11 protein-coding genes are annotated in these 11,758 nt (G+C 73.8%); 5 read left to right on the plus strand and 6 right to left on the minus strand.

The features are described 5' to 3' along the window. Window positions 1-32: 32 nt before the first annotated feature. The 3 genes from A8711_RS16965 to A8711_RS16975 are packed head-to-tail and all read left to right on the plus strand — an operon-like array spanning window position 33 to window position 2,368. Window positions 33-632, plus strand: a complete 600-nt coding sequence (locus A8711_RS16965; RefSeq protein ID WP_069088782.1) for a TetR family transcriptional regulator — start codon at window positions 33-35, stop codon at window positions 630-632. 15 nt (window positions 633-647) lie between these two features. Continuing rightward, window positions 648-1,178 (plus strand): SigE family RNA polymerase sigma factor, encoded by a 531-nt coding sequence (locus tag A8711_RS16970; RefSeq protein ID WP_064448007.1) that lies wholly within the window; start codon window positions 648-650, stop codon window positions 1,176-1,178. After that, on the plus strand, window positions 1,175-2,368 hold the full coding sequence (locus A8711_RS16975; RefSeq protein ID WP_069088783.1) for a hypothetical protein: 1,194 nt from the start codon (window positions 1,175-1,177) through the stop codon (window positions 2,366-2,368). The genes A8711_RS16970 and A8711_RS16975 overlap by 4 nt, the downstream gene beginning before the upstream one ends. 55 nt (window positions 2,369-2,423) lie before the next feature. Here A8711_RS16975 and A8711_RS16980 read toward each other — a convergent pair whose 3' ends face one another. The 4 genes from A8711_RS16980 to A8711_RS16995 all read right to left on the minus strand — a co-directional run bounded on the left by A8711_RS16980 (window position 2,424) and on the right by A8711_RS16995 (window position 6,890). After that, window positions 2,424-3,326 (minus strand): sulfurtransferase, encoded by a 903-nt coding sequence (locus A8711_RS16980; protein ID WP_043327642.1) that lies wholly within the window; start codon window positions 3,324-3,326, stop codon window positions 2,424-2,426. Between the two features lie 89 nt (window positions 3,327-3,415). After that, on the minus strand, window positions 3,416-5,512 hold the full coding sequence (locus A8711_RS16985; RefSeq protein ID WP_124779038.1) for a hypothetical protein: 2,097 nt from the start codon (window positions 5,510-5,512) through the stop codon (window positions 3,416-3,418). A gap of 158 nt (window positions 5,513-5,670) precedes the next feature. Next, window positions 5,671-6,117, minus strand: coding sequence for a hypothetical protein (locus A8711_RS16990; protein WP_043327643.1), 447 nt, complete (start codon window positions 6,115-6,117; stop codon window positions 5,671-5,673). Window positions 6,118-6,119: 2 nt separating this feature from the next. Beyond that, complete coding sequence (locus A8711_RS16995; protein WP_043327644.1) at window positions 6,120-6,890, minus strand: SGNH/GDSL hydrolase family protein; 771 nt, start codon at window positions 6,888-6,890, stop codon at window positions 6,120-6,122. A 254-nt stretch (window positions 6,891-7,144) separates the two neighbouring features. Between A8711_RS16995 and A8711_RS17000 the strand changes: the two genes are divergently transcribed. Together A8711_RS17000 and A8711_RS17005 are read left to right on the plus strand one after the other, a co-directional pair. Then, window positions 7,145-8,638, plus strand: a complete 1,494-nt coding sequence (locus tag A8711_RS17000; protein ID WP_069088785.1) for a hypothetical protein — start codon at window positions 7,145-7,147, stop codon at window positions 8,636-8,638. Between the two features lie 19 nt (window positions 8,639-8,657). Continuing rightward, the gene (locus A8711_RS17005) at window positions 8,658-10,061 is read left to right on the plus strand and encodes a PQQ-like beta-propeller repeat protein (protein WP_069088786.1); all 1,404 of its coding nucleotides are present in this window, start codon (window positions 8,658-8,660) and stop codon (window positions 10,059-10,061) included. Here A8711_RS17005 and A8711_RS17010 read toward each other — a convergent pair. Together A8711_RS17010 and A8711_RS17015 are read right to left on the minus strand one after the other, a co-directional pair. Then, window positions 10,045-11,223, minus strand: coding sequence for a WD40 repeat domain-containing protein (locus A8711_RS17010; RefSeq protein WP_064448012.1), 1,179 nt, complete (start codon window positions 11,221-11,223; stop codon window positions 10,045-10,047). The genes A8711_RS17005 and A8711_RS17010 overlap by 17 nt on opposite strands. Further along, window positions 11,220-11,750: a SigE family RNA polymerase sigma factor gene (locus A8711_RS17015; protein WP_043327648.1), complete on the minus strand. Its 531-nt coding sequence runs from the start codon at window positions 11,748-11,750 to the stop codon at window positions 11,220-11,222. Before A8711_RS17015 ends, A8711_RS17010 begins: the two co-directional genes overlap by 4 nt. Window positions 11,751-11,758 lie beyond the last annotated feature (8 nt).

The raw sequence follows: 11,758 nt of genomic DNA on the forward strand, positions 1-11,758 counted from the left end.
GAGGCGATGTCAACACGTGTTGGCCTACAGTCGTGGACGTGACCGAACCCGCCACCCGAACCCGCCGCTCGGACGCCACCCGGGCGGCCATCCTGCGCGCCGCCCGGGAACGCTTCGCCGCCGACGGCTACGACCGGGCCACCATCCGGGCCATCGCCGCCGACGCCCACATCGACCCGTCGATGGTGATGCGCTACTACGGCAGCAAGGAGGGACTCTTCGCCGCGGCGGCCGAGTTCGACCTGCGCCTGCCCGACCTGGCCGAGGTGCCGCCGGACCGGCTCGGCGAGACACTGACCCGGCACTTCGTACGCCGCTGGGAGGCGGACGGGACACTCGTCGCCCTGCTCCGGGCCGCCGCCACCAACCCCGGCGCGGCCGAACGGATGCGCGGCATCTTCGCCGGCCAGCTCGCCACCGCTGTGGCCCGGTCGAGCGTCGACCCGGCGACCGCCGAGCGGCGGGCCGGTCTGGTGGCCAGCCAGATCCTCGGACTGGCCCTCACCCGGTACGTCGTCCGGCTGCCACCCGTGGTGGACCTCGACCCGGAGGAACTGACCGCCTGGGTCGGCCCGACGATTCAGCGCTACCTGACCCAACCTTTGCCCCCGTCCCGCGCGTCTGGCCGGTGACGGAGGAGGAGCCGGATGGGGCGTGACTCGGACGACGGGCGGGCGGACTACCTCGCCTTCGTCGAGTCGCACCAGCACCGGCTGCTGCGCGCCGCATACCTGATCTGCGGCAACCGGCACCAGGCCGAGGACCTGCTCCAGGACGCGCTGCTCAAGCTGGCGCTGCGCTGGCCGTCGGTGCGCGACGGCGACCCGGCCGCGTACGTGCGCGCCATCCTCTACCGCGACGCCGTGTCCTGGTGGCGACGCCGGCGGCGGGAGTGGCTCAGCGCGTACCCGCCGGAGCGGCCGGACACGGACGGCGACCCCGCGTTGCGGCTCACCGTGCGCGCCGCGCTGGACCGGCTGCCGCCACGCCAGCGGGCCGTCGTGGTGCTGCGCTACTTCGAGGACCTGACCGAGGTCGCCACCGCCGAGGCGCTCGGCGTCACGGTCGGCACCGTCAAGAGCCAGTGCCACGACGCGCTGCGCCGGCTGCGCGACGTGGTGCCCGCCCCCGGCCGGTCCGGCGACGGCCTGGCCGCCGGAAGCGAGGTGAACCCGTGAACGAGACGGAACTGAACCGGCTGCTGACCCGGGCCACCGAGGAGATCCACCCGACCCGGCCGGCCGCCGCCGGATGGGAACGGGCCGGGCGGGTCCGTCGTGCCCGCCGCGCCGCCGGGGCCGCCGCCGTCGCCGTGGTCCTGGTCGGCGGCGGTACGACAGCGCTCCTGCACCGCTCCGGCCCGCCCCCCGCGGCGCCACCCCGCCCGGCGGTGACCTCGGCCCCCAACGCGCCGGTCGTGCAGCGGCCCCCGGACCGGCTCGGCGAGGCGGGCGACCCGCTCGGCCGGCTCGGCGACCGGGTCGGCGCCGACCTCTCCGACCGCCCGGTGAGCCGGGCGCTGGCGCTGTACCAGCCGGTCGACCCGGCCACCGGCGAGGCGGGCACGGTCCGGGTGCTGGGTGACGACGGCATCGTCCGGGAACTCGACGTGGTCACGCTCGCGCCCACCCGCGACGCCGAGGGCAACGAGGCCACTCCGCTCAAGCCGGGCAGCCTGTCGCCGGACGGCCGGACCGCCGCGTTCGCGCAGACCGGCGAGGTGGTGGTGGTCGACCTGACCGACGCCGAGGTGCGTCGCTATCCGCTCGCGGGCTACCTGGAACACGTGGTCTGGGCCGGTGACCGGCTGATCGTCGGGGACAACGACACCGCGTACGAGCTGGACCGGCGCACCGGAGCGGCGCCGAAGCTGACAGTCGACCCGTGGACACTCGTCGTACCCGAGCCGGCCCGGTCCGGCGACCTGCTCACAGTGGGCGGCTGGTCCGGGGACGGCGGCCTGGCCGTACGCCGGTTCCCCGCCTCCGGCGGCGCGCCGGACCGGCGGCCGGTGACCACCGGCGCGCTTCCCCCCGGCTACCGGCTGGACGAGGTGTACGGGCGGGGCTGGCAGCGCGGCGACCGGATCGGCCAGGCCGGATGGACCACCACCGCCAGTGGCGCCGGCACGATGAGCGGGGGCGAGGGCGTGGCGGTGCTGGACGCCCGCACCGGCGCGGTGACGCGCCTGCTCGACCTGGGCCGGGAGGGCCGGGCCAAGGCGTGCTGCGAGGTGTACGGCTGGACCGCCGACGGCGGCCTGCTGTTCCGCTACGACGCCGGGCTGGCCCGCTGGCGGCCGGAGACCGGCGCTGTCGACCTGGTGGCGGCCGACGTCCCCGGGAGCCTGTCGATCGCCGCCCGCTGACGGGTCCGGAACGCGGCCGGTCCCGCCGCGGTGACGGCGGGACCGGCCGGGACGCTCAGCGGGTCAGGCCGCCGGGCTGGTCGCCCTTCACGACGGGAGCCCGGACCAGGTTGCCCCACTCGGTCCACGAACCGTCGTAGTTGCGCACCTGCGGGAAGCCGAGCAGGTGGTGCAGCACGAACCAGGTGTGGCTGGACCGCTCGCCGATCCGGCAGTACGCCACCACGTCGTCGGACGGGCTCAGACCGAGCTGGTCGGCGTAGATGGCGCGCAGCTCGTCGGCGGACTTGAACGTGCCGTCGTCGTTCGCGGCGGACTTCCACGGCTTGCTCACCGCGCCCGGGATGTGCCCGCCGCGCAGCGCGCCCTCCTGCGGGTAGTCCGGCATGTGCAGCATCTCGCCGGTGTACTCGCCCGGCGACCGCACGTCCACCAGCGGCCGACCGGCCGCCACGTGCGCCATGACCTGCTCCCGGTACGCGCGGATCGGCGCGTCGTTGCGCTCCGGCACCGGGTACGAGGCGCGGGGCCGGCTCACCTTGTCCCGGGTCAGCTCCCGCCCCTCGGCGATCCACTTCTGCCGGCCGCCGTCGAGCAGCCGTACGTCCGGGTGACCGAAGAGGGTGAAGACCCAGAGGGCGTACGCGGCCCACCAGTTGAAGTTGTCGCCGTAGAAGACGACCGTGTCGTCCCGCCCGATGCCCTTGGCCGCGCACAGCTCGGCGAAGCTCGCGGCGTCCAGGTAGTCGCGGGTGACCTGGTCGTTGAGTTCGGTGTGCCAGTCGACCTTGACGGCGCCGGGGATGTGGCCGGTGTCGTAGAGGAGCACGTCCTCGTCGGACTCGACCACCACGAGCCCCTCGTCGCCCAGGTGCTCGGCCAGCCATTCGGTGGTGACCAGGCGCTGCGGGTCGGCGTACGACTGGAGATCAGGATGCGGATCGCTCGGCACAGGCATGATCCCCAAGGTACGCCGGATCGCGGGCCACGGATGTGACACCGGCCCCACCGCCTCGGAAAGGTGGTGGGGCCGGCGCGGTCAGGTGCTCAGCCCTCGGCCACCAGGAACGTCCAGACCTGCTCGGGCGAGCGGGTGCCGTCCGCGGTGACCCCGACGACAGTGAGCGTGTGCGTCCCGCCCTCGGTGGGCGTCCAGCTCACCGTCGCCCGGCTGCCGGTCTCGACACGCTGCTCGACGCCGTCGTCGAACCGGTAGAGGAAGGCCACCGTCGTGGTGAGTTGCGACGTGAACCGGAACTCGCCCGGCTGGCCCGGACCGCCCATGGGCACGTCCGTCCGGTACGGGTCGGCGGTGACGGCGGGGCGCAGGTCCCGCACCCGGAAGGACAAGGTCGCCGGCTCCGACACGGTGCCGTCCCCGCTCACGCTGCGCACGACCAGGTTGACCACGCCCGCCTCGGTCGGCGCCCAGGTGACAGACGCGGTGCCGTCGGCCTGCGCGGCCACCACCTGCTGTTCCTCGCCGGTGAACTGGTAGCGGTAGCTGACCGTGCCGGGCAGGCGGGGGGTGAAGGTGAAGACGCCCGGAATGCCCTGCCCACCGCTGGGGATGGGCAGGTAGACGGTGGCCGAGACCTTCGGCGCGGTCGGCAGGCTGAACTGCCGGCTGCTGGTGGCCTCCACACCGTCGGCCGTGACGCTGGTGACGGTGAGGGTGCGGGAGCCGCCCCGGGTCGCGGTGACGGTGATCGCGGCGGAGCCGTCCGCCGCCGCGTCCACCGTCTGCTCGGGGTCGCCGTCGAGGGCGTAGCGGTAGCGCACCACGCCGTCCATCTGCGGACGCAGCTGGAACGTGGCAGGCACCCCGATCTCACTCAGCCGTCCCTCCACGACCGGCGACACGTCCGAGGCGCGGAACGTGTACTCGGTGGTCGCCGAGCGGTTGCCGACCGCGTCGAGGCTCCACACCCGCAGGGTGTTCGGGCCGCTGTCCGGGGTGAGCGTGACGGTGGCCGTGCCGCCCGTCCGGTCCGCGTCGATCGTCTTCTCGACGCCGGAGTCCAGCGAGTAGCCGTACCGCACCACGTCGGCGGCGCCGTTGGCGGTGAAGGTGAACTCGCCGGGCAGAGCCGGGTACCACCCGTCGTCGTCGGGGAAGTCGGTCGACGTCACGACGGGCGGCGTGGCCGGCCCCCGGACGTCGAGGCGGAAGTAGCAGACCGGGCTCCACTCGCCGGTGGCCCGGCTGTCCGCCGCCCGCATCTGCCAGGCGTACGTCCGGTCGTGCTCGAACGGCGACGGATAGATGGTGTCGTAGCGGCCGACGGCCCGCTCGCCGTCGCGCGCGTAGTCGGTCTGCTCGATCCGCGCCTCCGGCTGGTCGACCGGCCAGGCCGCGAAGGAGACGGTGAGCTGGTCCGTGCCGCCGCTGTCGGTGCGGTCCCGGTCGTGCACCACTCCGGAGGGGACGGGGTAGCGGATCACCTGGTACGGCTCGGTGGTGGTGCACGCCGTGCCGGTCTCGCTCCGCAGGTCGGTCGGCACGCCGGGGCGGAAGTTGTAGTCGATCGAGATGCCGACCTTGCTGGCGTACTTCCGGGCCAGTGCCGGGTCCCGCTCGGCGTCGGCGGGCAGCCGCAGCGAGAGAGTCAGCGTCGACCGGCCCTCGGCGAGCGCCTGGCGCAGCCCGTCGACCGCGTCGAACTCCACCCGGGGCGCCGGGCAGACGGTCTGGTCGGTGAGCTGGCGGCTGTCGACCAGCCCCAGGTCGGCCGGGGGGTTCCGCCAGCTCGACCGGGCGGTGTAGGCGGCGGTACGCCGCAGCTCGACCACGGGACGGCTGGTGCAGTCGCCGCCTGCCGTCTCCTTCACGTCGAGGACTGCGGACTCGATGTCCGCTCCCCGGTAGCGGGAGATGTCGAACGTGAAGTAGGCGCGCGACGTGTGCGGGCGGCCTTTCCCGTCCTTCCACGTGCCGACCGGCACGTCCCCGGACCGGTCGATGTCGACCGTGGTGGGCGAGTGCGAGTCGGTCCAGGCCCACGAGGTGTTCGTCTCGTAGCGGATGTCGTACGCGGCTGCCGGCGCCGCGGTGGCAGCCACCGTTCCGGCCGCGACCACCATCGACAGCGCGGCGGCGAGCACGCCTCGCCGGGCGGTTCGACGTGGATTTCTGTCAGGCATGAGGGTCATCCCTCATCCACCTTTCCCCGATTTCGCCCCGTACTCGATCGACGGGGGTAGCGGATGCTATCCAGTGGGGCGGACATCGGGCGATCCCGATAAGCGGGCAACCGGACACATCGGACGAACGGCGGTGAAGGTCGAGCCGTGCGGCGGGGTCAGGCGCGGCGGTGCACCAGGCGGCCGGCGACCACTGTGGCCAGGCAGGCGCCGTCCGGGCCGAACACGGCGAGGTCGGCCCGCCCGCCGGTCACCAGTGCTGGCGGCCGCACGCCGGGCAGCACCGCCACGTCGTTGCGGGCCGCGGCAGCCCGCAGCGCCGGGTCGGCCACGTGCTCCTCGACCACCGCGGCGACGCCGAGCCGGAACAGCGCGTGCACCCGCTCGCGCGGCGTGGGCGCCGGGGGCAGCGGACCGTCGTGCACGAGCGCCGGCCCGAGCGTGCCGGCCCACCGCCGCACCCGCATCCCGGGGTACGCGCCGGGAAGCTCGTCCGTCGGCACGATCGCCTCGACCCGGTCACCGGCGACCACGACGGCCAGCCCGGCTCGGGGCGGGTCGTCGGCTGTCAGCCGCAGCAGGTCGGCGGCGTGGACGGTACGCACACTCAGTCGCGCTCGACCGGCCCGAGCACCGGCCGCTTGGCGGTGACGAAGTCGCCGGAGGACCGCCCGGTCAGCCGGCGCCTGATCCACGGCGCCAGGTGCTTGCCGGCCCAGCGCAGGTCGGCGGCGCGCGCGGCGAGCCACGGGCTGGGCGCCGGGTGCGGCGGGACCAGCAGCCACTCCTCGTCGCAGCCGACGCCGAGCGCGGTGAGCACCTGGGCGGCGACCCGGCGGTGGCCCGCCGCCGACAGGTGAATCCGGTCGGTGCTCCAGAGCAGCGGGTTGAGGTAGGTGTCGTCGGAGTACAGGTCGACCAGGATCGCGCCGTGCCGCTCGGCCACCTCGCCGACCACCCGGTTGAGCAGCGTCACGCGCGGGGCCATCAGCCGCTGGCCGGGCAGCCGGGACATCACGTCGGCGAACCGGAACAGCACCACGTCGCTGCCGCCGGAGCGCAGCCGCTGCACGACCGAGTCGAAGCGGGGGACGAACGCGTCCGGGTCGAAGGTGCGGCGCAGCACGTCGTTGCCGCCGGCCGCGAAGCTGATCAGGTCGGGCTTCATGGCCAGCGCGGACGGCACCTGCTCGGCCACCACGTTCGGGAACAGCCGGCCCCGGATGGCCAGGTTGGCGTAGCCGAAGTCGGGCCCGGCCTCGACGGCGAGACGGGTGGCGACCAGATCGGCCCAGCCCCGGTAGCTGCCGTCCGGATACGCGTCGTCCATGCCTTCGGTGAAGCTGTCGCCCACCGCCACGTAGCTGCGCCAGCGCACGGTGCCTCCCTCAGACGTCCCGGCAGAAGTGCGTCGCACAGTCTGTCACCGCGCGGGCCGCTCCCGCTGGCCCTGGACGCCGGACGTGGCGGATGTCTCGACGTCCTGTTCACGACAACCACCACCGGGGACAAAAGCCCCGACCCGTCCAGGCGGGGCAGAATCCGTCGTCCGGACCGGGGATGATGGCTGCCGTCATCCGGCCGCGCGAAACCGTCCGGCCGGTCCCGCATCCGGCACGAGCGAGGAACCACATGACGCAGGGGCACCCACCGGCGGCAGGTTGGCCACCGCCCGGCAACGCCGACCCCCGGTACGGCGGACCGCCGCCGCCCGCGCAGCCGGTGCCGTGGGGTACGCCGCCCCCGCCGCCGAAGTCCCGCCGTGGGCTCTGGATCGGGCTCGCGGCGGGCGCGCTCGCGCTGGCGGTCTGCGCCGGCACGGCGGTCGGCGTCGGGCTGGGCCTGCGCGGCGACGACGAGGACGGCTCCGCGCCGAAGGCGGCAGCCGGCGCGAACGGTGTCACCGTCACCGACGCCGAGCTGACCGCCCTGCTCGACCGGCACAGCAAGGCGCTGGCGGCGAAGGACCTGGACGGCTACCTGGCCGCGTTCGACCCGGCCCGCAAGGAACTGATCGCCGGGCAGACCCAGCTGTTCCGTAACCTGGGCAAACTGCCGCTGTCGGTGGCCCGCTACGAGACGATCGAGAAGCAGGGCCGCGTCAGCGACGCCTTCGGGCAGGGCGTCACGTTCCAGCTCGACGTCTCCTTCGTGCACCAGTTGGACGGCTTCGACCTGGCGCCGGTCGCCGAGTGGTACCGCTGGACGATCGTCCGCGCCGGCAAGGACGCGCCGATCCAGGTCACCGCCGTCACCGGCGCGCCGGCCGGCGGCAACGGCGACTCGAAAACCGTCTACTACCCCGGGCCGTGGGACAAGTGGCGGGACATCCATGTCGAGCGGACCCCGTACGCCCTGATCATCACCGATGCGGCCCGGGCGGCCGTGGCGAGGCGGTACGCCCCGGCCGTCGACAAGGCGGTGACGAGCAACCTGGCCGTGTGGCGGGCCAACGCGCCGCCCGAGCCGGTGTCGGACAAGTTCGTCGTCACGCTCGCCGCCGGCAAGGACGAGATGACCTCGCTCTACCGGATCGGCACCGAGAAGGCCACCGAGGCGGGCTACTCGGTGGGCATGGTCGCGGCCGAGCGCAAGGACGGCAGGAACACGATCGGCGGCACCCGCATCGTGGTGGACACCGGAGATCGTTACTTCACCCGCTCCGGCGGCGACAACGACGCCCACATGGTGTTGCGGCACGAGATCGCGCACTCGCTGATGACGCCCCGCACCGACCCGGCCGCCGTGGACGAGTTCAGCAAGCTCGACGAGTGGGTGGTCGAGGGGTTCGCCGAGTACATCGCCTTCCACGGCCGCCCGCTGGCCGCCAGCGAGCGCACCGCGCCCGCCCTGCAACTGGTCCGCGACGGCGGGAACGGCTGGAACGGCACGCTGCCCAGCAACGCCGACTGGCAGAAGAGCGGCCTGCTGACCTTCCACTACTGGCTCGGGCACACCGCGATGACGCACCTCGCCGAGAAGCACGGTGAGCCGAAGCTGTTCCGCTTCGTCGAGGCCGTCTACGCCGGCGCCCCGACCGACCGCGCCGCCCGGGACGTGCTCGGCGTGTCGCTCGACGAGTTCCAGGCCGGCTGGGCCGACTACGTCCGCGAACTGGCGGGCTGACGGAAACGGGAGACGACCGATGACGTATCAGCACCAGCAGTACCCGCCGCCCGCGTACCCACCGGTGGACCGGCCGGGTCCGGGCGGTGCGCCGCCGGCGGCGCCGAAGCGGCGCGGGCGCGTCGCGTTGCTGGTGGCCGGTGGGCTGGTGGCCGTGCTCGCGGTCGCGGCCGGCACCGCCTACGGCGTGTCCCGGCTGGTCGGCGGCGGTGACGACGGCGGGAGGAAGCTGCGTGCCGCGTGGGTGCTCGACTTCCCGGAGCTGCAGCGCAACGGCCTGAAGACGTACGACGGGCAGGACATGTTCGGCGCCTGGCTGGCCGGTGACGCGGTGGTCCGGGCGCAGCCGGACGGGATCATCGCCTACCGGCTCGGCGACGGCGGCCAGGCGTGGGGCGTGCCCGCGCCGCAGGGGGCCTCGCTGTGCGCGGCCGCGCAGACCCTCGCCGACGGGCGGGGTGTGGTGGCGCTCGGCACGGCCGACTCGTGCGACACGCTCGTCGGGTTCGACGCGGCCGCCGGCACGCAGGCGTGGCGGGTGACGTTCCCTGTGGAACGCCGGACGGGCCGGTCCGAGACCGTCGCGCCCGACCTGTCGGTGGCCGCCGGGCAGGTGGTCGTCCGCAGCGGCGGGAACGTCCTCGGCTACTCGCTGGCCGACGGCAGGCGGCTGTGGCAGACCGACGCCGACCGGCTGCTGCCCGGCCGCGACTGCCGCCTGACCGACGCGCAGGCCGCCGGGGACCAGGCCGTCGTCACCACGCTCTGCGACGGCGACCGGGGCGCGCTGCTCGGCCTGGACCCGGCCACCGGCAAGCCGCGCTGGAAGCAGGACCTGCCCGCCGCGCAGCAGAGCGACGGGGTGCTCAGCGTCGACCCGCTGGTCAGCCGGCCCGGCCTGAACACCGAGACGTTCGTCGCGCGCGACGCCACCGGCAAGGAGCGGGCCGCGTTCGGCAATCCCGTCGACGGTACGCGGTTCAGCGACCTGCCGGTCAACCGTTCCAACACGGTGAGCGGGCCGGCGGTCCGGCCGTACCTGGCCGACGCGGACACGCTCTACCTGCCGACCGAGCCCTCTCCGGTGGGCGACAAGATGCGCCAGGCCAACCAGGTGGTGGCGATCGACCTGGCCACCGGGAAGCGGCGCTGGGTGTCGGCCGGGCACACCGACAGCGAGGTGGAACTCGTCCGCCTCGACGGGCAGGGCGTGCTGGCGTGGGAGGTGGGCGACCGGCGGGATCTCGCCCCACGGCTGGTCCGGATCGACCCCGCCACCGGGACGGTGAGCGTGGTGGCCGAGGCGCCGCTGTCGGCCGGCACCGAGGGCAGCGACGCGAAGGTGCTGGAGCGCGACGGCACAGTGGTGCTGGTGCCGTGGAAGCAGGTCACGGCGGACGCGGCGATCACGGTCCTGCGGTGATGATCTGCATGTCCCGCAGCGCCGAGGGCTCCGCCCGCTCCGTGATCTTCTTGCCGTTCGCATCCACCAGGACCACCGTGTAGCGGTCACCGCTGCGCACCCGGACCACCATCGACCCGTCCGGCTGGAAGAAGACCTGCCGCAGTTGACGTCCCTCCAGCGGCAGCGACACCTCCGCGCCGGTCCGGGTGTCGAGCACGGCGTTGACCAGTAGCTCCCGTGCCGCGTCCCCGTACGTGCCGTTCCGGTCGATCCGCAGGAGCGCGACCCGCCGGCCGTCCGGGGAGAGACTGGACAGGTCGAAGGAGACGTACCGGCTGCCCTTGGTGCCCAGGCCCGGCACCGTCCGGCGCGCCCTGCCGTTCCGGTCGGTGAGGACGATCGTGCCGTCGGAGCCGTCGGCGAACGCCAGCGTCCCGTCCGCCGCGAACACGGCGTGACAGCCGTCGAGGCCGGTCACCCTGGTGAACTTCCCGGAGGAGACGTCGAGCACGCCGGTGGCCGGGTCGTCGCCGCCAGCGTTCAGACGCACGACGAGCTGTTGCGAGTTCGGCAGCCAGACGGGTGACCAGCAGACGTCGTCGACGCCGTCCCGGAGCTTGCGCCGCCCCGAGCCGTCGATGGCCGACACCCACACCGCACCGGTCGTCTCGACCCAGGCGACCCTCTGTCCGTCGGGTGACACCGAGACGTTTACCTGCGCCGGCCCGTACGGGAGACCGAGCAGGCGGACCGGGTCGTCGCCCGGACGCCAGGACTGAAGCCGGACGGTGCTCGTCGGGGACGGGGCGTTCGCCAGGTCGGACGGGCCGTAGACGAGCCGCCCGAAGGTCGCGTCACCGTTCGGCCCCCCGCCTGTGGTTTCGCTGGGACTGGTCGACGGCGTGCTCGACGGCTCGGCGGACGGGGTCGGGGTGGGCTCGACCGGCGGGGCGGTGACTGTGACCGACGGCCCGGCCGGCACGGGCGTCTGGCTGTTCGGCCGGATCGCCAGTGCCGTTCCGGTCGCGGCGGCCAGCACCACCAGCACGGCGGCAGAAGTGGCGGCCGCCCGCTGGAGGCCGAGCCGCCGCGAGGTACGCAGTGCCCGGTCCCGCAGGTCGACCGGGGTGACCTCCTCGGCCAGATCGGCCAGGTCGAAACGCAGTCGGTCCTGGTTCATCGGGCGGTTCCTTCCGTGACGTACAGCTCGGCGAGCTCCGGTGCCACGCTGCGCAGCTTCGCCAGCGCCTTCGAGGTCTGGCTCTTGACGGTGCCGACTGTCACACCGAGCAGGTCGGCGGCCTCGGTCTCGGTGCGGTCCTCGAAGAACCGCAGAACCAGCACGGCCCGCTGTTTGGGAGAGAGCCGGGCCAGCGCGGCCCGGAGGGTCAGCCGGAGCGTGGTCTGCTGGGCGTGGTCGGGGGCCGAGTCGCCTCCGCGCGGCTCGGGCACGTCGCCCGGCATCGACTCGGCCACCCGGCGGCGCCGCCACCAGGAGACCTGCAGGTGGTACATGACCTTCCGGGTGTACGCCTCCGCGTTGCCGGTCTCGTGCAACCGATTCCAGGCACGGTGCGTACGAGCCAGCGCGGACTGGACGAGGTCCTCGGCCAGATGCTGGTCGCCGGTCAGCAGGTAGGCGGAGCGCAGCAGCGCGGGCGTACGAGTTCGGACGAACAGGTCGAACTCAGTCAGGAGAAGATCCACACGAGCCG

The organism is Micromonospora sp. II (assembly GCF_001709195.1).
Lineage (GTDB): Bacteria > Actinomycetota > Actinomycetes > Mycobacteriales > Micromonosporaceae > Micromonospora > Micromonospora chalcea.